The organism is Vogesella sp. EB (genome assembly GCF_001037925.1).
GTDB classification, from domain to species: Bacteria; Pseudomonadota; Gammaproteobacteria; order Burkholderiales; family Chromobacteriaceae; genus Vogesella; species Vogesella indigofera.
Genome location: NZ_LFDT01000006.1, coordinates 1 through 22313 on the forward strand (window position 1 = coordinate 1; position 22313 = coordinate 22313).

Below are 22313 nucleotides of genomic sequence, written 5' to 3' on the forward strand. Positions count from 1 at the left end.
CCAAGGGAGTCAGTCCAGTAGTTACGACTGGCAGGACTTCCTGAAGGCCCATCTTACCTAGCAAGACGGGGCGCGTTCATATAAGAACCAAATATAAACCCCGGCTAACCGGGGCTATGGGGGAATCGGCATCTGCAGGCATACTTCTCGCACCTCTGACCACGCGAAGAAGTCGCTTGCGAACCGCTGTATCGGCACGAGCCAACCCCTGCTCGACGGCCGATCTGGCAACTTCTTCAATAATCTCACCCATGCCCCCCAACGCGGCAATCCGCACATTGCGGGCAGCCCCACCGCTAACGATATTGCCGGTTCGAACCCGAACCGGTTTGCACCATGAGTCTCTCATAACACCATCCTGATCGAATTCTTGACGTGGGTGACCGATACGCAGGTCATAAAGACAGTATGGGAATTGGTAATCGACAAGGGTAGGTCAAATTTTTTCCCCAATAGCGGGATAGCTGGAGTTGGAGTTAACACCACTCCATGGGCTCGTAGTCACAGGGCATTGAATGACCACTTGGTAGCAACAACCAGTCATTGTTCACTTGGTGTCTGAATGGCTGTTTTGGCCGGAGGCCGTGTGAAAACGTCTTCGTGTCTATGATGTTCCTAATGGCATGCCGAGGGTTGCGCAATGACACGGTTCGTTCAAGGAAAGAATAGGTCGCAGGCCGCACTTTTGCCAGCGCTGCTTGATGACTATGTCTGTGAAGACAACCCGGTGCGCATCGTGGATGCCTTTGTCGAGCAACTCGATCTGCGCGGGCTTGGCTTTGCCGGCGTCGATCCCAAAGCCACGGGGCGGCCGTCTTACCATCCAGCCATCTTGCTCAAGCTGTACATCTACGGTTACCTCAACCGGACTCCATCCAGTCGCCGCCTCGAACGGGAGGCTCTGCACAACATTGAGCTGATGTGGCTACTGGGACGGCTTGCACCCGACTTTAAAACGCTTGCCGACTTTCGACGAGACAATGGCACCGGTATCCGCAATGTCTGCAAGCAGTTCGTTGTGCTGTGCCGGGAGCTGAAGCTATTCACGCACGCTGTCGTCGCCATTGATGGCAGCAAGTTCAAGGCGGTAAATGCTCACGACCGCAACTTCACGCGTGGCAAACTGGAGAAGCGGATGCAGGAAATTGATCACTGCATTGCGCGTTATCTCAGTGCACTGGAAACCGCAGATCGCCAGCCTTCAGAGATAGCGGAAGCGCGAACCGCGCGAATTCAGCAAAAGATGGCCACTCTGAAAAAGAGCATGGAAAGACTGCAGCGGATCCAGGCGCAGTTAGAGCAAGAGCCCTCTGCGCAGATTTCTTTGACCGACCCAGACTCCCGCGCCATGGCAACCAGTACCAACCGTGGACTGGTGGGATATAACGTGCAGACCGCTGTCGATACTCGGCACCATCTCATCGTTACCCATGAAGTTACCAATAGCGGCAGTGATCGCAGCCAACTGGCCAAAATGGCCATACAAGCGCAGTCGGCACTGGATGTCTTGGGCATGCAAGCCATTGCAGATCGTGGCTACTTTAAAGGCGAAGAAATTCAAAAGTGTGAAGAGGCCGGCATTACTGCGCTGGTATCAAAACCGATGACCTCTGGCGCGAAGGCCGAAGGGCGCTTCGACAAAGAGGACTTCGTGTTTGATCCGGTCGCTGGCGAATACGTCTGCCCGGCAGGCAGTCGCTTGAAATGGCGATTTGCCCGGATTAAGTCTGGCCTGCAGATCAATCGTTACTGGGGCTCAGACTGCCCGCGTTGCCCGATCAAAGAAAAGTGTACGCCAAGTGATTATCGACGTGTCAATCGATGGGAGCACGAAGCCACATTGGAAACCATGCAAAGGCGACTGGATATCCAGCCTGGTGCGATGAAACTACGGCGGCAGACTGTGGAGCATCCCTTCGGGACATTGAAAGACTGGATGGGGGCGACGCACTTCCTGACACGTACCCCGGAACATGTCAGCACCGAGATGAGCTTGCACGTACTTGCCTACAACTTGAAGCGAGTCATGAAGATCATAGGATTTGCAGGGTTAATGGCGGCAGTAAAGGCCTGAAGGGAGCCTTTTACTCATCTAAATAGCCTTGTTCGCACTGAGACCGAACTGGATAACCCGGCAAGAGGTGGTGCGAACCACTTTGGCATTAACCGGTGCTGCGTTTCCACACAGCCTCGCCGATCTGCAGCCATGTCCACCATGGGGAGGGGGCCAATCGTCGACCGAAGCGGTCGGTTGCAGGCATGGGCACCTGACGTGTTTGAGGCTTGGAAAGGTAGCACTACGCACTGCCCCTGCTTATTTGTTAAACACAAACAGCCTACCCCCTCCCGCTCCAATAAAGCCATATGTCTTAAGCTGAAATGTAATTTCTTTGAGTAAAAAAAGCTGGTACACAGATCATGCTGTCCCCCTGCATACGGATCGGTAAGGTTGGCCGCAGATTATAAAAGCGGCAATAAAAAACCGCACCCGAAGAGGTGCGGTTTCATGAGCCAGATCAGTCCGGCTTACTTGTTCATGCGGCCGGCAATGCGCATGCGCAGTGCGTTCAGCTTGATGAAGCCGCCGGCGTCGGCCTGGTTGTAGGCACCGCCGTCGTCGTCGAAGGTCGCGATGTTCATGTCGAACAGCGAGTTGGTCTTCGAGTCGCGGCTGACCACGATCACGTTGCCCTTGTACAGCTTCAGACGCACCCAGCCGTTGACGCTCTGCTGGGTGTAGTCGATCAGGGTCTGCAGCGCCTTGCGCTCCGGTGCCCACCAGTAGCCGTTGTAGATCATGCTGGCGTAGCGTGGCATCAGGTCGTCCTTCAGGTGCGCCACTTCGCGGTCCAGGGTGATCGACTCGATGGCGCGGTGCGCCTTGAGGATGATGGTGCCGCCCGGGGTTTCGTAGCAGCCGCGCGACTTCATGCCGACGTAGCGGTTTTCCACCAGATCAAGACGGCCGATGCCGTGCTTGCCGCCCAGCTCGTTCAGCTTGGCCAGCACTTCGTGCGCCTTCAGGCGCACGCCGTTCAGCGCCACGATGTCGCCGCGCTCGAACTCGACGTCCAGGTATTCCGGTGCATCCGGTGCCGCTTCCGGCGACACGCTCCAGCGCCACATCGACTCCTCGGCCTCGGCCGACGGGTTTTCCAGGTGACGGCCTTCGAAGGAGATGTGCAGCAGGTTGGCGTCCATCGAGTAAGGCGCTCCACCGTTCTTGTGCTTCATGTCGACCGGGATGCCGTTCTTCTCGGCGTAGGCCAGCAGTTTTTCGCGGGACAGCAGGTCCCACTCGCGCCACGGCGCGATCACTTTCACGTCCGGCTTCAGGCCATAGTAGCCCAGCTCGAAACGCACCTGGTCGTTACCCTTGCCGGTCGCACCGTGCGATACCGCGTCGGCGCCGGTCAGGTTGGCGATCTCGATCTGGCGCTTGGCGATCAGCGGACGGGCGATGGAGGTACCCAGCAGGTACTCGCCTTCGTACACGGTGTTGGCACGGAACATCGGGAACACGAAGTCGCGCACGAATTCTTCGCGCAGGTCGTCGATGAAGATGTTTTCCGGCTTGATGCCGAACTGCAGCGCCTTCTGGCGTGCCGGTTCCAGTTCTTCGCCCTGGCCCAGGTCGGCGGTGAAGGTCACCACTTCGCACTGGTAGGTGTCTTGCAGCCACTTCAGGATCACCGAAGTATCGAGGCCGCCGGAATAGGCAAGTACGACTTTGTTGATATCAGACATCGTTTTCTCTTTCAGATACGCTTGGGTTGCCGCCGGATCAGTCGTCAATACGACCCAGCATCAAGTATTCAATCAGGGCTTTTTGTGCGTGCATGCGGTTTTCTGCCTCGTCCCATACTACGCTTTGCGGGCCGTCAATGACAGCAGCAGCCACCTCTTCGCCGCGGTGCGCCGGCAGGCAGTGCATGAACAGCGCGTCAGGGTTGGCCGCGGCCATCAGCTCGCTGGTGACCATGAAACCGTCAAATGCCTGGCGGCGCGCCTCGGCCTCGCCCTCGTAGCCCATGCTGGTGAACACGTCGGTGGTCACCAGATCGGCGCCGCGCGCGGCGGCCAGCGGGTCGTGCGACGCCGCGAAGCAGTCCGCGCCGTAGTCTTGGCCATCCAGCACCGTCAGCTCGTAACCGGCCGGGGTGGCGATCTGCAGCTTGAAACCCAGCAGCTTGGCCGCCTGCAGCCAGGTTCGGCTCATGTTGTTGCCATCGCCGATCCAGGCCACGGTTTTGCCGCGGATGTCACCACGGTGTTCAATATAGGTCAGGATGTCAGCCAGAATCTGGCACGGATGGTATTCGTTGGTCAGGCCGTTGATCACCGGCACGCGCGAGTTGGCGGCCAGCGTTTCCACCATGTTCTGCTCGAAGGTGCGGATCATGATGATGTCGCTCATGCGCGACAGCACGCGCGCGGTGTCTTCCACCGGTTCGCCGCGGCCGATCTGCGAGCTCTTGCCGTCGAGGAACATGGCGTGGCCGCCCAGCTGTGACATGCCGGCCTCGAACGACACGCGGGTGCGCGTGGAATTCTTCTCGAAAATCATGGTCATGACCTTGCCCAGCAGCGGACGGTACAGCTCGCCAGAGACATGTCGTCGCTTCAGAACCTGTGCTCGGTGGAAGATGTGCTGGCACTCTTCGGCTGTCAGGTCACTGAATTGTAAAAAATGTCTGGTTTTGGTCATGTTGAATTCCGGAAAAAATGAATGCCACGGCAGCGTGAAAACGTGGCGTTTTCATGCGCAGTGGCACATTACTACACGCAAACTGGCGTTGCCTGGCTCGGATTGTCGCAATATCTGCCCATGTCCATTTCATGTTTTACAGAATTGCGACATGGTTATATGTATCCGAAATCCAATCTGGTGACAAGTCTGTGTGGCATTTACGCGCCAGCGTCCGCACGCAATTTTTCAAAAAAACCGATATGAATCATCGTGCTAGGCATTTTCCGGTGTTTAGCATAATCAACACGACGGCGCGGGCGCTCATTCCCGCGCCACTGCACTAGCCTGTCCCGGCAACGCCGCCAGTTCCGCCGCCGTCAGCACCCGCACCCGGTACTCGCCGCCCTCCTCGTCCAGACCATGCATCTCGATGCGCTTCTGCGTTTTCAACAGCCGCGCCAGATAGGCGATGATGCCGTCGTCGATCACCTGTCCCGGCACCAGCACCGGAATGCCCGGCGGATAGGGCACGATCTGGTCGCAACAGACGCGACCGGTCAGCTGTGGATTGGCCCGTCCCTCGTCGTCGAACAGCGGCAGGCGTTCGCCCGTTTCGTAGAAGGCATCGCGTGGCAGGCAGGCCAGGTGGGTAAAGCCGGGGATCTCCGGCATCCGCCCCAGCAGTCGCGGCGGGCGCTGCTCCTTGGCCAGTCGCAGCAGCGCATCGAACAGTCGCGACACCTTGCTGCGCGTGGTACCCACCGTCAGCAACAGGGTGATGGTATTGAAGGTGGACTTCTCGAACTGGATATTGAAGCGCTCGAACAGCGCGCGCTGCAACTCGTCGGCACTGTAGCCGGCTTGCGAGATGTCCACCGTCAGCTTGGTCGGGTCCAGCCGGATGCCGTCACCGCACACGCTCTGCGGCAGCAGGTCTTCCAGCTCCAGCACGCGGAAGGCGCCGGTGGAGTTGATCTTCTGCCGCAACTCCTGCGCCAGCTTCAGCGCGCGATCGAGCAGGCGGAAGCCCTCGGTCACCGCCTGCTTGCGCGCCACGTCGAGGCTGGCGATCAGGTTGTACTGCGGGCTGGTCGAGGCGTGCATATTGAAGTTTTCGCGGAACAGGTGCTCGTCGAAAGCCGGGTCGTTGACGTGGATCATGCTCGCCTGCGAGAACGCCGACAGCACCTTGTGCGTGCTTTGCGTGACATAGTCGGCACCGGACTCCAGCGCCGTTGGCCGCAGCGCATGGTGAAACCGGGCGTGGCCGTACCAGGCCTCGTCGACCACCACCTTGATGCCGGCGGCGTGGGCGGCGGCGATGATGGGCGGCAGGTCGTAGCGCAGGCCGTCGTAGGTGCAGGAAGTCAGGATCAGCACCCGCGCATCAGGGTGGGCTGCAATGGCGTCGAAGATCACCTGCTTGGGCACCGGCCCGAAGATGCCGTAGTGGCGGTTGACCGAGGAGTCGAGATACAGCGGCAGCGCGCCGGACAGGATCACGCCGTGGTGCACCGATTTGTGACAGTTGCGGTCCAGCAGCAGCTTGTCGCCCGGCGCCAGCAGCGTCTGGAAGATCACCTTGTTGGAGGTGGAGGTGCCGTTGGTGGCGAAATAGGTCTTGCGCGCGCCGAACGCCTTTGCGGCCAACGTTTGCGCGTCGGCGATCACCCCGGTCGGGTGCAGTAGCGAATCCAGCATCGGCACCGACACCGACAGGTCGGCACGCAGCATTTCCTCGCCAACGAAATCGTAGAAATCGCCGACCCACGGGCTGTTCTTGAACGAGTCGCCGCCGGAGTGACCGGGGGTGTGCCATGAGTCCTTGGCCATGCTGACGTACAGCTTGAGGCGGTCGTAGAACGGCGTCGCCGACTTCTCGGCCAGTTCGGCGGCGAGGATGCGGAACCAGCCGTGAAAATCCTGCTCGTCGCGGTAGAAGTAGCCGTCCACCGCGTGGCTGGCCAGCGTCTCCATCAGCACCTTTTCATCGTCGTCCTGCAGCAGGATGTACAGCGACAACTCCGGCCGCAGCGCGGAAATCTGGTTGGCCAGCTCCACCGCCGGCTGCGTCAGCCCCTGCTCCTTCATGCCCTTGTCCAGCAGCACGAACTGCAGCTCGCCGTCGTGCGCCACCTGCGCCAGCGCGTCGCTGCTGCAGGCGACGCCGGCGAAGCACAGGCCCAGCGGATTGTGCAGTCTGGCGGCAGCCGCGTTCAGCCCCGCCAGCACGCTGGCCTGCCAGCGTGCGTCGTTGCTGACGATCAAGACCCGGCTTACTGGTGTCATGGTTTTCTCCTGCGGCGCCGGCCGTGTTCCCAGTCTAGCCGCCCCGATGACAGGCTGCTAAGCGGCGTGCAGCGGCGATGCCAGACGCCCGCGCCGGCGACGCGGCAAAGCAGGCGTGCGGCCAATCCGCTACAATGCGCGGATGCTGACCGACGCCGAAAAAGATTCCCTGCGCGAGTACTATCGCGCCATTGCCGACAACCTGCCGGGCTTCCGCCCGCGCGCCGCCCAGAGACAAATGCTGGCCACCGTCGCCAACGCCTTTGGCAGCACCCTGAGCAAGGCCGAGGACAGCGACGACGCGCCGGAGCGCAACGGCGAGAGCATCGCCGTGATCGAAGGCCCGACCGGCGTCGGCAAGAGCCTGGCCTACCTGCTGGCCGGCGGCGTGATGGCCAAGTCGCGCGGCAAGAAGCTGGTGGTCACCAGCGCCACCATCGCGCTGCAGGAACAGCTGGTCAATCGCGACCTGCCGTTCGCCATCGAGAAAAGCGGCCTGCCGGCCACCTTCGCGCTGGCCAAGGGCCGCGGTCGTTACCTGTGCCCGTACCGCCTGTACCAGCTCACCGCCGACAACGCGCAGGGCGAGCTGATCGCACAGGATCCGGCGCTGGCGCTGTGGGAGCGCAAGCCGGAACAGGGCGAGATCGAGGCGCTGCGCCAGCTGGCCGACGCCTTCTACTACCGCAAGTGGAACGGCGACCGCGACAGCTGGCCGGAAATGATCAACGACGAGCTGTGGCGCCGCGTCACCAACGATCGCCACGGCTGCCTGAAAGCCGGCTGCCCCAACCGTCCGGAGTGCCCGTTCTATCTGGCGCGCGAAACGCTGGAAACCGTCGACATCGTGGTCGCCAACCACGACCTGATGCTGGCCGACGTGGCGATGGGCGGCGGCGTGATCCTGCCGGCGCCGGAAAACAGCTTTTACTGCATCGACGAGGCGCACCACCTGGCCAAGAAGGCCGTCAACCAGTTCGCCGCCGAGCACAGTCTGGCGCAGGCGATGGCGTGGCTGGACAAGATCACGCCGCTGGCGACCCGCGTCGAAAGCCTGATCGACAAGCCGGAGCTGGCCAGCAACGCCTGCGAGGCGGCGGCGGCCTGCATGGAAAGCCTCACCGAATGGCTGTGGCTACTGCAGACCGAGCCGTCGCTGGAAGCCAGCAGCGACAATCTGGAGCCGTCGTGGCTGGTCGAGGACGGCGTGTTGCCGGAATCGATGAAGATCCCGGCGGCCAACATGGCGCTGTCGGCGCGCATGCTGTACAAAAACCTGACCGGCATGAGCGACGGCCTCGGCCAGTTGCGCAAGGACAAGCAGCAGGAGACGCTGCTGATCGACAAGACCAGCTCCGATGTCGGCTTCATGGTCGGCAAGTGCGAACAGCTGATGGCGCTGTGGGACCTGTTCGAGAAGGAGCCGGAAGAAAACGCGCCGCCGATCGCCAAGTGGGTGACCCGCCGCGCCGACGGCAAGGGCGACTACCTGTTCTCCGCCTCGCCGGTAAGCGCGGCCGGCAGCCTCGCCGCCACGCTGTGGCGCCGTGCCGCCGGCGCGGTGCTGACCTCGGCCACGCTGCGCTCGCTGGGCAGCTTCGACCTGCTACTGTCTCAGACCGGCCTCAAGTGGCTGGAGCAGGTGCAGACGGTGGCGCTGGATTCGCCGTTCAACTTCAGCGAACAGGGCGAGCTGTACGTGCCGCCGCTGCTCAGCACCCCGAAAGACCCCGCCGGTCACACCCGCGAAATCATCGACTGGCTGCCCAAGCTGGTCGACCTCAACGAGGCGGTCGGCACGCTGGTGCTGTTCACCTCGCGCAAGCAGATGCAGGAAGTGGCGGAAGGGCTTGCGGCCAACCTGCGCGAACGGGTGCAGATGCAGGGCGAGCTACCCAAGGCGGTGCTGCTGCAGAACCACCGCGACGCACTGCAGGCCGGCCACGCCAGCGTGCTGTTCGGGCTGGACTCGTTTTCCGAGGGACTGGATCTGCCGGGCGAAGCCTGCGTACACGTGATCATCGCCAAGCTGCCGTTCGCGATGCCGGATGATCCGGTCGGCCGCACCCTGTCGCGCTGGATCGAAAAACGCGGCGGCAACCCCTTCGTGGAGCTGACGGTGCCGGAGGCCTCGATCAAGCTGATCCAGGCCGTCGGCCGCCTGATCCGTACCGAACAGGACTATGGCCGCGTCACCATTCTTGACACCCGCATCGTGCGCCAGAACTATGGCAAACGCCTGCTGGCCGCCCTGCCACCATTCCGCCGGATTTGACATTGGGGAAAGCCGCCATCCTGCCGCCACCGCGCAGGATGATGCCCACCCGGTTTTACGGTAGAATGGAGGGTAAACCCGAACCGTGACTGACATCGCAGAACAGTTTGCTCTGCCACATAACAATTCAGCACAGGGCAAGAGACCACACCCACTCAAAAGAACGCGCCCGGTTAAGCCATGATCTGTAATCCATACGAAATCGTTATCCAAGGCCTGACATCCGAAGGCCGCACGTTCCGTCCCAGCGACTGGGCCGAACGTCTCGCCGGCATCCTCTCGTCGTTTGGCGACGACCAGAAGCTGGCCTATCACCAGTTTGTACGCCCGATGATGCTGGACAACGTCCGCTGCGTCGCAGTGGACAAGAAGCTGGAAAAAAACCAGCCACAGGTATTCCGCTTCCTGATGGATTTTGCCAAGGACAACGACCTGCGCATCGTGGATTGCCGCACCCTGATCGACGAAATCTACCCGAACCAGTTTCTGGCCTGACATGCTGGCAGCACGCAGGCAGACGGCGCGGGTCGTCCGCTAACGTGATGTTTGCTATCATGACGGCTTGAACCCATCAAGCGATGAACGCATGTCCACACTGATCAAAAGCCAGCAAGATATCGAAAAAATGCGCGTTGCCGGACGGCTCGCTGCGGAAGTGCTCGACTACATCACGCCCTTCGTCAAACCCGGCGTCACCACCAACGAACTGAACCAGCTCTGCCACGACTACATGGTCAATGTGCAGGGCACCATCCCGGCGCCGCTGAACTACGCGCCGGATGGCGGCATTCCGTATCCGAAATCGATCTGCACCTCGATCAACCACGTGATCTGCCACGGCATCCCCGACGACAAGCCGCTGAAAAGCGGCGACATCCTCAACATGGACATCACCGTGATCAAGGATGGCTACCACGGCGACAACAGCCGCATGTACTACGTCGGCCAGGTCAGTGACTTTGCGCGCCGCCTGTGCAAGGTCACCTACGAGTGCATGTGGAAGGGTATCGAGAAGGTCAAGCCGGGCGCCCGCCTCGGTGACATCGGCAACGCCATCCAGCGCCACGCCGAAGGCGCCGGCTACAGCGTGGTGCAGGAATTCTGCGGCCACGGCATCGGCACCAAGTTCCACGAAGAGCCGCAAGTGCTGCACTACGGCCAGCCGGGCACCGGCATGGAACTGAAGGCCGGCATGATTTTCACCATCGAGCCGATGATCAACCAGGGCAAGCGCCACCTGCGCCTGCTGGCCGATGGCTGGACCGTGGTCACCAAGGACCGCAGCCTGTCGGCGCAGTGGGAGCACACCGTGCTGGTCACCGAAACCGGCTACGAAATCATGACCACCTCCGACGGCACCCCGCCGAAACCGGTGTGGAAATAAGCTGCAGCAGCGTTAACGAGGCCGGGCTGAATGTCCGGCCTTTTGCGTGAATATGCACATTCCCGCCAAAAAGCGACCGACCCCCCTTTTCTTCCGCCACTAAGCAGGCACAATGCCCTGCAGCCGGCGCGCCCCGAGCACGCCCCCTCCCCACCTCCCAAGCTAGTGCGTTGAATGTGCTGACCCTCGTCATGGCCATCGATCTGGCCGAAGCAGTCGAATTTGCCGACCTGATGCGTGCCAGCGGCGAGCACGCCCGCGAGCACGGCGCACGGCAGACCCTTGCCGCCGCCGAGGCCCTGCTGCGCGAGCTGCATGCCGCCTTGACCGGCAACAGCACGCCCCTGCTGCCGGCACAGCAAGCCCAGGCCGACAGCCTGCTGCCGGCACTGCTGGAGCTGGCCCGCCGTCTGGATGCCTCGCAGCCACAGCAGGCACTGTTCGCCATGGTGCTCGCCCAGGCGCTTGCCGCCAGCCTGCTGCACCAGGCAAAACGGGGACTGCAGCAGGAAGCGGGCCGCAGCGGCTTTTTCAGCAGCAACAAAAGCAAGATCGACGCCTGCGCCGACTGCCTCGGCTGTGCCATCGAGGTGCTGCGCACCCATGCGCTCGGCTACAGCAGCCTGCCCCCCGGTTTCTGGCAGGATTGCCACCGCCTGTACCGCTACCTGCTGGATGGCGGCTGGGAAAGCAAAACAGCCGCAGGCAAGAACGACACCCTCGGCGCGCTGTACCGCCAGCTGCTGCTGCTCGGCGTCACCGCCAGCAACCGGCTGGATCCGGCGCGCATCGAGCGCCTGGTGCGGCTGGTGCGCGAAGGCGGCAAGCATGCCCAGCTGCTGCCGCTGGCATCGGCAGTGGACGGCAACGGCTTCATCGTCGACCTGGCGCGCGATGCCGCGCCGCGCCACAGCAGCATCCGCGGCAAACCGGGGCAGGAACATGCCCAGCTGCTGCTCGGCGTGCACCGCGTGCTGCAGAGCTGGGAAGAAAAAAGCCAAGCCACCCCGCAACTGGATGCCGCGGCACAGCTGGAGCAGCAGCTGATCCTGAAACTGCGCCAGGAACTGGTCTATCCGCCGCAGCGGCGCTACCTGCGCCTGCACAGCAAGAGCGAAGAGTTCGTGCAGCTGCACGCCACCCTCGACCACTGCTGGCAGGCACTGCAAGCCGACAGCGACGATACACCACCGCCAGTGGCGCAGATGCAGGTGTGCAATATGAGCGCCAGCGGCTACCTGCTGCGCGGCCAACTGCCGACCATGCCACTGCGCAGTGGCGAACTGGTGCTGATCCGCCGTCCCGGCCGTGACCCTTTCCTCGGCGTGGTGCGCTGGATCAACCGCCACAGCCCGTGCGGCGACACCGAATGCGGCATCGAGATCGTCGGCAAGAACCCGGAAGCGATCCAGGTGAAGCCGGTGGTCACCTACGCCACCGAACAGGCGCAAAACGCGATCCGGCTGGCTGCCAATGCCCGCCTCAACCCGCAGGACGTGCTGGTGATGTACGGCAAGCCGTACCAGGCGCTGCGCCAGTTCGAGATCCACCAGCCGCAGGGCGTGCTGCCGGTCAAGGCCACCCGCCTACTGCTGCAGACCGCCTACTACCAGCTGATCAACGTCCGCGCCGAACGTCACTGAGCCATTCCGGCGGCAAGGCCTTGCCGCTTTCGGCGCAGCGTTTGCATAAAACCCTTGAGCAGCAATGGGGATTTTACTAGTCTGTAGCTCTCCAACTGTCGCCCAGAGCGCCCCATGGCCACCGTCCGCTTCCACCCCGCCCTGCTGCATACCCTGCGCCGCTACGACAAGGCCACCTTGCGCCAGGACCTGATGGCCGGCATTACCGTCGGCATCGTCGCGCTGCCACTGGCGATGGCGTTTGCCATTGCCAGTGGCGTGCCGCCACAGGCCGGCATCTTTACCGCCGTCATCGCCGGCTTCCTGACCTCGCTGCTCGGCGGCAGCAAGACCTCGGTCAGCGGCCCGACCGGCGCCTTCATCGTCATCATCTACGGCATCGTGGTCAAATACGGCATCGCCAACCTGATCATCTGCACCTTCATGGCCGGGGTGATGCTGGTGCTGATGGGGCTGCTGCGACTGGGGCAGGTGATCAAGTTCTTCCCGATGCCGCTGATTACCGGCTTCACCAACGGCATCGCGGTGCTGATCCTGCTCACCCAACTGAAGGATTTCTTCGGCCTGCCGATCGGCAGCATGCCCAGCGGCTTCTTCGCCGTCGTCGACCTCCTGCGCCACACCATCAATCAATTCGACCCGCTGACGCTGGCCGTCTCCGCCGCCTCACTGCTGCTGATCCTGCTGTGGCCGAAATCACTGAACCGGACGCTGCCGGGGCCGTTCGTGGCGCTGGTGCTGGCCACGCTGACCGTCAGCCTGTTCTCGCTGCCGCTGGCCACCATCGGCAGCAAGTTCGGCGGCATTCCGCAAGGGCTACCCGAGCTGCACGGCCTGGCCTTCGACCCGGAACACCTGTCCGACCTGCTGGCCCCGGCCTTCACCATCGCGCTGCTCGGCGCCATTGAGTCGCTGCTGTGTGCCGTGGTCGCCGACAACCTGACCGGTGACAAGCACGACGCCAACCAGGAGCTGATCGCGCAGGGCATCGCCAACATGGTGGTGCCGTTCTTCGGCGGCATTCCCGCCACCGGCGCCATCGCCCGCACCGCCACCAACATCAACAACGGCGGCAAGACGCCGGTTTCCGGCATCGTGCATGCGCTGTTCCTGCTGCTGGTGATACTGATCGCGGCGCCGCTGGCGGCCTACATCCCGCTGGCGGTGCTGGCCGCCATCCTGATCGCGGTCGCCATCAAGATGGGCGACTGGGACATCCGCAAGGCGGCGCAGTTTCCGAAGCGCGACACGCTGGTGCTGGTGGTGACGTTCGCGCTGACGGTCATCTTCGACCTCACCATCGCAGTGCAGATCGGGCTGATGATGGCGGCGGTGTTCTTCATCCAGCGCATGGCCGGCAGCACCAGCGTGCAGGAACTGAGAGCCGAACATCAGCAGCTGTACGAACGCCACTCCATCGCCGGCAAGCACATCCCCGACGGCTGCATCGCCTACCGCATCGAGGGCGCGTTGTTCTTCGGCGCCACCGACCGCATCGAGGCCATCGCCAACGCCCATCCTGAGGCGCGGGTCATCATCCTGCAACTGCACCGGCTGGTGATGCTGGACACCACCGGCCTGCTGGCGCTGTCGGCGCTGAACCGGCACCTGAAGGCACAGGGGCGCACCCTGATCCTGTGCGGCGCCGGCACCGAGGTGATGCAGATGCTGAAACAGGCGCGTCTCGCCCGCGAGATGGGCAACCGCAACATCCAGCCCGATCTGACCACCGCGCTGCAGCACGCGGAAGAAGTGCTCACCGCCGGCGTGGTGTGGGCCTGAGCCTACCGCGATGGCTTAATGACTCACCGTATGCCGAGCGCCTTGCGGCGCGGACGCGAAAAAGGGCAGCCAGCCGGCTGCCCTTGTCGCATACCGCGAACGGGTTAACCCCGTCCCGACTCAGCAGGCCTCGCCCACCGCCGGCCCGGCCAGCGCATCCTTGGGCATGCTCAGCTGCTGCACCGCCGCGCGCGCCTGCGCGAAGCTGTCTGTAGCCAGTAGCGCCTGCCAGTCCACCTGCGCGCCCTGCCCGGCCATCTTCTGCAACCGTGCGGCCAACCCTGGCAGTTGCGGATCGGCCAGCTCGGCCAGCAACTGGTCGGCCAGATCCGGACGGTTGCACACCAGCGCCATGTCACAGCCGGCGTCGAAGGCGGCACGGGCACGCTCGACGATATTGCCGACACCGGCGGCGCCTTCCATCGTCAGGTCGTCGGAGAAGATCACGCCATCGAAGCCCAGCTCGCCGCGCAGGATGTCCTGCAGCCAGCGCCGCGAGAAGCCGGCCGGCTGCGAATCCACCGCCGGATAGACCACGTGCGCCGGCATCACCGAGGCCATGCCTGCCGCCGCCAGCTGCGCAAACGGTTGCAGATCGTCGGCCTGCAGTTGCGCCAGCGAGCGCTCATCAACCGGGATCACGTGATGACTGTCGCCCTCGACGAAACCGTGACCGGGGAAATGCTTGCCGCAGGTGGCCATGCCACCGCCGGCCAGGCCCTGCTGCAACGCCAGCGCCAGCGCGGTCACCACTTGCGGGTCGCGATGGAAGCTGCGGTTGCCGATCACCGCGCACTGCCCCCAGTCCAGATCCAGCACCGGGGTGAAGCTGAGGTCGATGCCACAGGCACGCAGTTCGGCGGCCAGCACGTAGCCGACCTGGCGCGTCAATTCCGCCGCCTTGTCGGCATTGACATCCCACGCCTCGCCCAGCACCCGCATCGGCGGCAGGCGGGTGAAACTGTCGATGAAGCGCTGCACACGGCCGCCTTCGTGATCGACGGCGATCAGCAGCTGCGGCTCGCGCAGCGCGCGGATCTCGGCGGTCAGCGCCTGCAGTTGTTCGATGTTCTGGAAATTGCGACGGAACAGGATCACGCCGCCGACCAGCGGGTGGCACAGGCGCTCGCGCTCGGCATCGGTCAGGGTAAAGGCCGCGACGTCGATCATCACCGGGCCGCGAGGCAGTTGCAGGGGAAGCTTGTTCATGGAATGGACGCCATCAAGGGTTGGCCGCAAGCGCGCTTTCGCAGACCACGAAAGCGAACGCGTGTTGTTGTTCATCGCTGATCGACAGGTGCACCGCGCAGATGCCACGCTGGTGCAGGAAAGCCTGCAGCGGATCGGAAAAGGCAAACATCGGCTTGCCCAGCGCATCGTGCACCACGGCGATCGCGGTCAGCAGCACCGGCGCACGCACGCCGGTACCCAGCGCCTTGCCCAGCGCCTCCTTGGCGGCGAAGCGCTTGGCAAGAAAGCGCGCCGGCTGTTTCGCCTGCGCGAGCTCGGCCCGCTCGGACTCGGCCAGCAAACGTTGGCCGCAACGCAGACCATGCCGTGCCAGCAGCGCATCGAAGCGCTCGATGCGCGCCATGTCGGTGCCGATGCCGTAAATCATTACAGCCCCTGACGACCTTCGATCATCAGCGCCTTCATCTGGCGCACGGCCTCGGCAAAGCCGACAAACAGCGCATGGCTGACCAGCGCGTGGCCGATGTTCAGCTCGGCGATCTCCTCGATCGCGGCAATCGGTTTCACGTTGTGGTAGTTGAGGCCGTGGCCGGCGTTGACCACCATGCCGAGATGGCTGCCGAACACCGCCGCCTCGCGGATGCGTGCCAGCTCGGCCTGCTGCTCGTCATGCTTGAAATCGGCGTGGGCGTAGGCGCCGGTGTGCAGCTCGATCACGCGGGCACCGGCATCGAACGCGGCCTGGATCTGCTCGCGGTCCGGGTCGATGAAGATCGACACCCGGCTGCCGGCTGCCGTCAGCTGGCGGGTGAAGTCGCGCACCTGGTCGAAGTAGCGGATCACGTCGAGGCCGCCCTCGGTGGTCACTTCCTCGCGCTTTTCCGGCACCAGGCACACGTCTTCCGGCTGCACGCGCAGCGCGTTGGCCAGCATCTCGTCGGTCAGCGCCATTTCCAGGTTCATGCGCGTCTTGATCACGCGGCGCATGGTGTCGACATCGTGGTCCTGGATATGGCGGCGGTCTTCACGCAGATGCAGCGTGATCAGGTCGGCACCGCTGGATTCGGCCACCAGCGCCGCTTCGATCGGGCTCGGGAAACGGGTACCGCGCGCCTGGCGCAGCGTCGCTACATGATCGATGTTTACACCTAGCAGTATCATTCTGTATCTCCGGCAAGGCGCGCCGTCAGTCGGACAGCGCGTAGAGGGTAGTCAGCAGTTCGCGCGAAGCCAGCGGCTCCGGGCCCAGCAATTCATCCAGCAACAGCCGCAACAGCAGGCGCGCTTCGCGCCGGGTTTGCGGCAGCTCGAAATCGGCGGCGGCCAGCGCCAGCAAGGTGGCGCCGCTGACGTTGGCCGCACCGCGTGGCGCCTGTTCGCCGTCGATCAGCTCCGGCGCGGCGCCGAAGCGGCACAGGTAGCGCGCCTGCGGTGCGATGGCCTGCGCCAGATGATCCTGCGTCAGCGCCGGCGCGTAGCCCAGCTCTTCCAGCAGCGCCAGCTCGAAGCGGCGCAGCACGGTGGCGGTCAGCGCATGGTCGACCAGGCTGCGTACCGCGCGATCGTACAGTTTGAACAGCGCCGGCGACGGGTCGTCGCGGGCCGCCAGGCGCAGCACCAGCTCGTTGAGATAGAAACCGGTCACCAGCCGCGCGCCGGCAAACTGTGGCACGCCGCCGCGCCAGTCGGCGGTGTGCAGGGTGCGCAATTCACCCTTGCCGAACCAGGCCAGCTGCAGCGGCTGGAACGGCAGCAACAGTCCGCGCAGATCGGAACGGGGCCGCCGCGCACCGCGCGCCACCAGCGTGAAACGGCCGTAATCGCGGGTCAGCACTTCCACCAGCAGACTGGTCTCGCGGTAGGGCTGGGTGTGCAGCACGTAGGCCGGCTGGCGATCAACCCTGCCCTGCTGCATCCGTCCCTGCCTGCGGCTTGCGCCAGCTGTGCACGCGGCCAACCTGTGCCACGCGCAGCTCGAAGCCGGCGTACCACTGCGCAAAGCCCTGCCGCTGCGCCAACTGATGCTCGCTATTGGCCTTCCACGCCGCGATGGCCTCCTCGCTGTCCCAGTACGACACGGTGATGCCGAAACCGTCGGCATCGCGCACGCTTTCCACGCCGAGAAAGCCGGGCTGCTCGGCCGCCAGCTCGACCATGCGCTCGCCCATGTCGGCGTAGCCCTGCTCGACAGCGCTGCGCTGGCTGCTAAAAATCACCGCCCAGTAGGGCGGTGTCGGGGTACGGGCAAACATGCGGCCAACCTTTGCTCAGTCTCAGTTCAGGCCGAAGTCGCGCAGGAAGCGCACGTCGTCGGCCCAGCCGGATTTCACCTTCACCCACACCTCGAGGAACACCTTGCAGTCAAACAGCTGCTCCATGTCGAGGCGGGCCTCGGTGGAAATCTTCTTCAGTTTCTCGCCGCCACGGCCGATCACGATCGGCTTCTGCCCTTCCTTGTCCACCAGGATGGCGACGTGGATACGGAACATGTGACCGTCGACCTCGAACGCCTCGACTTCCACGTTCATCTCGTACGGCAGCTCTTCACCCAGGTAGCGGAACAGCTTCTCGCGCACGATCTCGGCGGCGAGGAAGCGCTGGCTCTTGTCGGTGATCATGTCTTCCGGGTACAGCGGCACCGAGGCCGGCAGGTGCGGCCGCACCTTGTCCAGCAGCTCGGCCAGACGCTGGCCGTGCTTGGCACTGACCACCTCGGCATCGGCAAACTCGAACTCTTCGCGCACCTGCTGGATGAAGGCGTTCAGCATCAGGCTGTCCTTGGCCTTGTCGACCTTGTTCAGCACCAGGATTACCGGCGTGTTCTTCGGCAGCAGCGCCATCACCTCGCGGTCGGCGTTGGACAGCCGCATCGCCTCCAGCACGAACAGCACGCAATCGACGCTGCCCAGGGTGTCCTTCACCGACTGGTTCAGCGTGGCATTGAGCGCGCCCTTGTGAAAGGTCTGGAAGCCGGGGGTATCAACGAACACGAACTGCGCATTCGGCTCGGTATGGATGCCGTTGACGCGGTGGCGCGTGGTCTGCGCCTTTTTCGAGGTAATGCTGATCTTCTGGCCGATGAGATGGTTCATCAGCGTGGATTTGCCCACATTGGGGCGGCCAACGATGGCGACAAAGCCACAGCGGAAATCGGTATCGGTCATGGCTTATTTCTTGCCTGCGGCAAAGTGTTGTTCAAGCAGCAGCAGCGCAGCATCGGCCGCCTGCTGCTCTGCCCCGCGACGGCTGATGCCGTCACCGGTGGTAATGATGCTCAGCTCGGCCAGATCGCACTGCACGCGGAAGCTCTGCTCGTGCGCTTCGCCGCTCTGCGACAGGATGCTGTAACGCGGCAGTGACAGCCGGCGCGCTTGCAGCGCCTCCTGCAGCCGGGTCTTGGCATCCTTGGCGTGCTTGCTGGGGTCGATGGCGACCACGCGCTCCTGGTACAGGCGGCGCACTACACGCTCCGCCGCCATGAAGTCGGTATCGAAGCTGATCGCGGCAAAGATGGCCTCCACCGCATCGGCCAGGATCGACGGCCGGTTGAAACCGCCGCTCTTCAGCTCGCCCTCGCCCAGGTACAGGTAATCGCCCAGCTTCAGCTGCTGCGCGATCTCGGCCAGCGTGCTCTGGTTCACCAGGTTGGCCCGCAAGCGCGACAGCTCGCCCTCCGACAGTTTCGGAAAGTGATCGAACAGCATCTTGGCGACGGTGTAGTTGAGAATGCTGTCGCCAACGAACTCGAAACGTTCGTTGTTCGGCGCGCCAAAGCTGCGATGGGTTACCGCCTGACGCAGCAATTCGAAGCGGCTAAAAGAATAATCCAGCGCCGTACACAGGCGCCGGAAACGTTGATCAGACTGATTCACTATGTTTAGGGATTCGATTCCAGGACAGGGGTACCTGCCTCATGTTCAAAAGAAAGGATCAGGCCGAGATGGTCAACCAGGGGCACTTCGCGGCGATAACGCACGCCGATGCCGACCGCGGTCGGTGTCGTCAGGATCAGCAGGTCTTCCGGCTTGATCGAGACAATGCCGTGCACCGTGGTGCGGTCCCTGAATTCGCGGCGCAATTCACCTTCGGTTTTACCCGGGGTCACCACCATTTCGTCGATCGTCTTCTTGATCGCAAAATATTCGGTATACACCGGCAGCAGCTTGAAGAAGGCCAGCAGCACCACCGACAACACGATGGCCAGCGCCAGCACCACCAACAGGGAAAAACCACGTTGCTGCTTCATATCATGCTCCTGCACCCGGATTAATGGATGGATTTGCCAATACGCGAGAAGTCACCAAGATTCAGCCAGATCAGGAACGCCTTGCCCACCAGCAAGCGGTCCTCGACAAAGCCCCAGTAGCGGCTGTCTTCGCTGTTGTCGCGGTTATCACCCATCATGAAATAGTGTCCCTGCGGCACCTTGCAGCTGAAGCCATCATCACGGTACTCGCAATTTTCGCGCAGCGCGAAGGAACGCACACCGGCCGGGTTATAAACCGGCGCCTCCGGAATGACCAGCGTATCGTAGCTGACCTTGCCCAGGGTTTCGGTATAGCGCTGGTTCTGCACCAACATCAAGCCCTGTTCCAGATAGCTGTGCTCGCCGACGCTCAGGCGCGGCAGCGGCTTGCCGTTCACCGACAGCTGCTTGTTGCGGTATTCCACCGTGTCACCCGGTAAACCGATGGCGCGCTTGATGAAGCTGACCTTCTCGTTTTCAGGATAGGTAAACACCACCACGTCACCATGCTCGACCGTGCCGACCGGCACGAACACCTTGTTCAGCACCGGCACGCGCAGGCCGTAGCCGAACTTGTTGACCAGAATGAAGTCGCCGACCACCAGTCCCGGGCGCATCGAGCTGGAAGGGATCTGGAATGGCTCCACCACGAAGGCACGCAGCAGGAACACCACCGCGATCACCGGGAAGAAGCCGCGCGGGAAGTCGATGTAGTGCGGCACCACCACGCCCGGCTGCCGGCGCTTGGCCAGCACCAGCTTGTCGAACAGCCACACGCCACCGGTCACCACCACCACCAGCAGCATCACCGCGGTGAAGCTCATGTGGTCGGAGAGCAGGCCGAAAGCCCCGCCCAGAATCGCCAGATATCCCCACTCGATGGATGAAGCGTGGGTACCGTCATCACGCTTGCCGCCAAACGCGATCAGCATCACGCCGACCGCCAGCAGCACCATCCATACCCAGAACAGGTTTGCCCCCATTTATTTGTCCCCAACTTGCAAGATCGCGAGGAAGGCTTCCTGTGGAATCTCCACGTTGCCGACCTGCTTCATCCGCTTCTTACCGGCCTTCTGCTTTTCCAGCAGCTTTTTCTTACGGGTAATGTCGCCACCGTAGCACTTGGCCAGCACGTTTTTGCGCAGTGCCTTCACCGTTTCACGGGAGATGATGTGGCCGCCGATGGCCGCCTGCACCGCGATGTCGAACATCTGGCGCGGAATCAGCTCACGCATCTTCGACACCAGCTCGCGGCCACGGTACACGCTGGTGGCACGGTGCACGATCAGGCTCAGTGCATCGACTTTTTCGCTGTTGACCAGCACGTCCAGCTTCACCAGATCCGAGGCCTGGAATTCCTTGAACTCGTAGTCCAGCGAGGCATAGCCGCGGCTGGTGGACTTCAGCTTGTCGAAGAAATCCATCACCACTTCATTCATCGGCAGATCGTAGGTCAGCATCACCTGACGGCCCATGTACTGCATATTGCGCTGCACGCCGCGCTTCTGGTTACACAGCGTCATCACCGAGCCGACATAGTCCTGCGGCACCAGAATGGTGGCGGTGATGATCGGCTCGCGCAGTTCTTCGTACTTGCCCGCTTCCGGCATCTTCGACGGGTTGGACACCTCGCTGATGGTGCCGTCCTTCATCACCACTTCGTAGATCACCGTCGGCGCGGTGGTGATCAGGTCCATGTCGAACTCGCGTTCGAGACGTTCCTGCACGATTTCCAGGTGCAGCAGGCCGAGGAAGCCGCAACGGAAGCCGAAGCCCAGCGCCTGCGACACTTCCGGCTCGTACTTGAGCGAGGCATCGTTCAGCTGCAGTTTTTCCAGCGCATCGCGCAGCGACTCGTAGTCGTGGCTTTCCACCGGGTACAGGCCGGCAAACACCTGCGACTGTACTTCCTTGAAGCCCGGCAACGGCGCATCCGCCGGCTTGTTCACCAGAGTGATGGTGTCGCCGACCTTGGCCGATTTCAGTTCCTTGATACCGGCGATGACAAAGCCCACTTCACCAGCGTTCAGGCTCGGGCGCTGCACCGACTTCGGCGTGAACACGCCGACCTGTTCGCACAGGTGTTCGGCCTGGGTGGCCATGAACTTGATCTTGTCTTTCGGCTTCAGCTGGCCGTCAATCACGCGCACCAGCATCACCACGCCAACGTAGTTGTCGAACCACGAGTCGATGATCAGCGCCTTCAGCGGGCCGTCCGGATTGCCTTCCGGCGGCGGAATCTTGCTGACCACGGTTTCGAGGATGTCCTCGATGCCGATGCCGGATTTGGCCGAGGCACGCACCGCGTCCACCGCCTCGATGCCGATGATGTCCTCGATTTCCTGCGCGATGCGGTCGGGATCGGCCGCCGGCAGGTCGATCTTGTTCAGTACCGGCACCACTTCCACGCCCAGTTCGATGGCGGTGTAGCAGTTGGCCACGGTCTGGGCCTCGACACCTTGCGAGGCATCGACCACCAGCAGCGCGCCTTCGCACGCCGACAGCGAACGGCTGACTTCGTAGCTGAAGTCAACGTGTCCCGGGGTGTCGATCAGGTTCAGGTTGTAGACCTGGCCATCACGCGCCTTGTAGGTCAGCGCGGCGGTTTGCGCCTTGATGGTAATGCCGCGCTCTTTTTCGATGTCCATCGAATCGAGCACCTGCGCACTCATTTCACGCATGTCCAAGCCACCGCAATACTGGATAAAGCGGTCGGCCAAGGTCGATTTGCCATGGTCAATATGGGCAATGATCGAGAAATTTCGGATATTTTTCATCAGAATCCAGCAAAAATTAAGGGCACTGGTTTGTGC

General features: G+C 62.6%; 18 protein-coding genes and 1 pseudogene. 6 read left to right on the plus strand and 13 right to left on the minus strand.

Annotated elements, in window-relative coordinates:
* Positions 1-640 precede the first annotated feature (640 nt).
* The gene (locus ACG97_RS05050; protein ID WP_047966257.1) at positions 641-2074 is read left to right on the plus strand and encodes an IS1182 family transposase; all 1434 of its coding nucleotides are present in this window, start codon (positions 641-643) and stop codon (positions 2072-2074) included.
* Positions 2075-2526: 452 nt separating this feature from the next.
* Here ACG97_RS05050 and ACG97_RS05055 read toward each other — a convergent pair whose 3' ends face one another.
* The 3 genes from ACG97_RS05055 to ACG97_RS05065 form a co-directional block, all read right to left on the minus strand.
* Positions 2527-3747: an argininosuccinate synthase gene (locus ACG97_RS05055; RefSeq protein ID WP_047966258.1), complete on the minus strand. Its 1221-nt coding sequence runs from the start codon at positions 3745-3747 to the stop codon at positions 2527-2529.
* Positions 3748-3784: 37 nt separating this feature from the next.
* Positions 3785-4708 (minus strand): ornithine carbamoyltransferase, encoded by a 924-nt coding sequence (gene argF / locus ACG97_RS05060; protein WP_047966259.1) that lies wholly within the window; start codon positions 4706-4708, stop codon positions 3785-3787.
* 303 nt (positions 4709-5011) lie between these two features.
* Entirely contained in the window at positions 5012-6979 is a 1968-nt protein-coding gene (locus ACG97_RS05065) for an aminotransferase class I/II-fold pyridoxal phosphate-dependent enzyme (RefSeq protein ID WP_047966260.1), read from the minus strand.
* A gap of 142 nt (positions 6980-7121) precedes the next feature.
* Between ACG97_RS05065 and dinG the strand changes: the two genes are divergently transcribed.
* The 5 genes and pseudogenes from dinG to ACG97_RS05090 all read left to right on the plus strand — a co-directional run bounded on the left by dinG (position 7122) and on the right by ACG97_RS05090 (position 14063).
* Positions 7122-9254 (plus strand): ATP-dependent DNA helicase DinG, encoded by a 2133-nt coding sequence (gene dinG, locus ACG97_RS05070; RefSeq protein ID WP_047966261.1) that lies wholly within the window; start codon positions 7122-7124, stop codon positions 9252-9254.
* 180 nt (positions 9255-9434) lie between these two features.
* Positions 9435-9722 (plus strand): annotated as a pseudogene (locus ACG97_RS05075) (DUF3579 domain-containing protein); the annotation flags it as partial.
* A 118-nt stretch (positions 9723-9840) separates the two neighbouring features.
* A complete protein-coding gene (map, locus tag ACG97_RS05080; protein WP_047966263.1) occupies positions 9841-10638 on the plus strand; it encodes a type I methionyl aminopeptidase in 798 nt (265 codons plus the stop codon).
* Between the two features lie 176 nt (positions 10639-10814).
* Positions 10815-12281 carry a hypothetical protein gene (locus tag ACG97_RS05085; RefSeq protein WP_156167945.1) on the plus strand — a complete coding sequence of 489 codons (1467 nt, stop codon included), beginning with the start codon at positions 10815-10817 and terminating at the stop codon, positions 12279-12281.
* A gap of 114 nt (positions 12282-12395) precedes the next feature.
* Complete coding sequence (locus ACG97_RS05090; RefSeq protein WP_047966265.1) at positions 12396-14063, plus strand: SulP family inorganic anion transporter; 1668 nt, start codon at positions 12396-12398, stop codon at positions 14061-14063.
* A gap of 120 nt (positions 14064-14183) precedes the next feature.
* Here ACG97_RS05090 and nagZ read toward each other — a convergent pair whose 3' ends face one another.
* From nagZ to lepA, 10 genes are read right to left on the minus strand one after another with little or no spacing between them, the layout of a single operon-like run.
* Positions 14184-15272, minus strand: a complete 1089-nt coding sequence (gene nagZ, locus ACG97_RS05095) for a beta-N-acetylhexosaminidase (protein WP_047966266.1) — start codon at positions 15270-15272, stop codon at positions 14184-14186.
* 13 nt (positions 15273-15285) lie between these two features.
* Complete coding sequence (acpS, locus tag ACG97_RS05100; RefSeq protein WP_047966267.1) at positions 15286-15681, minus strand: holo-ACP synthase; 396 nt, start codon at positions 15679-15681, stop codon at positions 15286-15288.
* A complete protein-coding gene (gene pdxJ, locus ACG97_RS05105) occupies positions 15681-16415 on the minus strand; it encodes a pyridoxine 5'-phosphate synthase (protein WP_047966268.1) in 735 nt (244 codons plus the stop codon). The genes acpS and pdxJ overlap by 1 nt, the downstream gene beginning before the upstream one ends.
* A 25-nt stretch (positions 16416-16440) precedes the next feature.
* Positions 16441-17169, minus strand: a complete 729-nt coding sequence (gene recO / locus ACG97_RS05110) for a DNA repair protein RecO (protein WP_047966269.1) — start codon at positions 17167-17169, stop codon at positions 16441-16443.
* Positions 17150-17506 carry an antibiotic biosynthesis monooxygenase gene (locus ACG97_RS17975; RefSeq protein WP_047966270.1) on the minus strand — a complete coding sequence of 119 codons (357 nt, stop codon included), beginning with the start codon at positions 17504-17506 and terminating at the stop codon, positions 17150-17152. Before ACG97_RS17975 ends, recO begins: the two co-directional genes overlap by 20 nt.
* Before the next feature lie 21 nt (positions 17507-17527).
* The gene (era, locus tag ACG97_RS05120; RefSeq protein WP_047966271.1) at positions 17528-18418 is read right to left on the minus strand and encodes a GTPase Era; all 891 of its coding nucleotides are present in this window, start codon (positions 18416-18418) and stop codon (positions 17528-17530) included.
* Between the two features lie 3 nt (positions 18419-18421).
* Positions 18422-19126, minus strand: coding sequence for a ribonuclease III (gene rnc / locus ACG97_RS05125; protein WP_053068071.1), 705 nt, complete (start codon positions 19124-19126; stop codon positions 18422-18424).
* Between the two features lie 5 nt (positions 19127-19131).
* Complete coding sequence (locus ACG97_RS05130) at positions 19132-19500, minus strand: DUF4845 domain-containing protein (protein WP_047966272.1); 369 nt, start codon at positions 19498-19500, stop codon at positions 19132-19134.
* A gap of 20 nt (positions 19501-19520) precedes the next feature.
* The gene (gene lepB, locus ACG97_RS05135; RefSeq protein WP_047966273.1) at positions 19521-20483 is read right to left on the minus strand and encodes a signal peptidase I; all 963 of its coding nucleotides are present in this window, start codon (positions 20481-20483) and stop codon (positions 19521-19523) included.
* Positions 20484-22277, minus strand: coding sequence for a translation elongation factor 4 (gene lepA, locus ACG97_RS05140; RefSeq protein WP_047966274.1), 1794 nt, complete (start codon positions 22275-22277; stop codon positions 20484-20486). It abuts the gene before it with no gap.
* Positions 22278-22313 lie beyond the last annotated feature (36 nt).

Bases quoted from the DNA above. Each gene is read 5' to 3' on its own strand.
- ACG97_RS05050 (WP_047966257.1), top strand. From the start codon at position 641: ATGACACGGTTCGTTCAAGGAAAGAATAGGTCGCAGGCCGCACTTTTG.
- ACG97_RS05055 (WP_047966258.1), bottom strand. From the start codon at position 3,747: ATGTCTGATATCAACAAAGTCGTACTTGCCTATTCCGGCGGCCTCGAT.
- argF (WP_047966259.1), bottom strand. From the start codon at position 4,708: ATGACCAAAACCAGACATTTTTTACAATTCAGTGACCTGACAGCCGAA.
- ACG97_RS05065 (WP_047966260.1), bottom strand. From the start codon at position 6,979: ATGACACCAGTAAGCCGGGTCTTGATCGTCAGCAACGACGCACGCTGG.
- dinG (WP_047966261.1), top strand. From the start codon at position 7,122: ATGCTGACCGACGCCGAAAAAGATTCCCTGCGCGAGTACTATCGCGCC.
- map (WP_047966263.1), top strand. From the start codon at position 9,841: ATGTCCACACTGATCAAAAGCCAGCAAGATATCGAAAAAATGCGCGTT.
- ACG97_RS05090 (WP_047966265.1), top strand. From the start codon at position 12,396: ATGGCCACCGTCCGCTTCCACCCCGCCCTGCTGCATACCCTGCGCCGC.
- nagZ (WP_047966266.1), bottom strand. From the start codon at position 15,272: ATGAACAAGCTTCCCCTGCAACTGCCTCGCGGCCCGGTGATGATCGAC.
- acpS (WP_047966267.1), bottom strand. From the start codon at position 15,681: ATGATTTACGGCATCGGCACCGACATGGCGCGCATCGAGCGCTTCGAT.
- pdxJ (WP_047966268.1), bottom strand. From the start codon at position 16,415: ATGATACTGCTAGGTGTAAACATCGATCATGTAGCGACGCTGCGCCAG.
- recO (WP_047966269.1), bottom strand. From the start codon at position 17,169: ATGCAGCAGGGCAGGGTTGATCGCCAGCCGGCCTACGTGCTGCACACC.
- ACG97_RS17975 (WP_047966270.1), bottom strand. From the start codon at position 17,506: ATGTTTGCCCGTACCCCGACACCGCCCTACTGGGCGGTGATTTTTAGC.
- era (WP_047966271.1), bottom strand. From the start codon at position 18,418: ATGACCGATACCGATTTCCGCTGTGGCTTTGTCGCCATCGTTGGCCGC.
- ACG97_RS05130 (WP_047966272.1), bottom strand. From the start codon at position 19,500: ATGAAGCAGCAACGTGGTTTTTCCCTGTTGGTGGTGCTGGCGCTGGCC.
- lepB (WP_047966273.1), bottom strand. From the start codon at position 20,483: ATGGGGGCAAACCTGTTCTGGGTATGGATGGTGCTGCTGGCGGTCGGC.
- lepA (WP_047966274.1), bottom strand. From the start codon at position 22,277: ATGAAAAATATCCGAAATTTCTCGATCATTGCCCATATTGACCATGGC.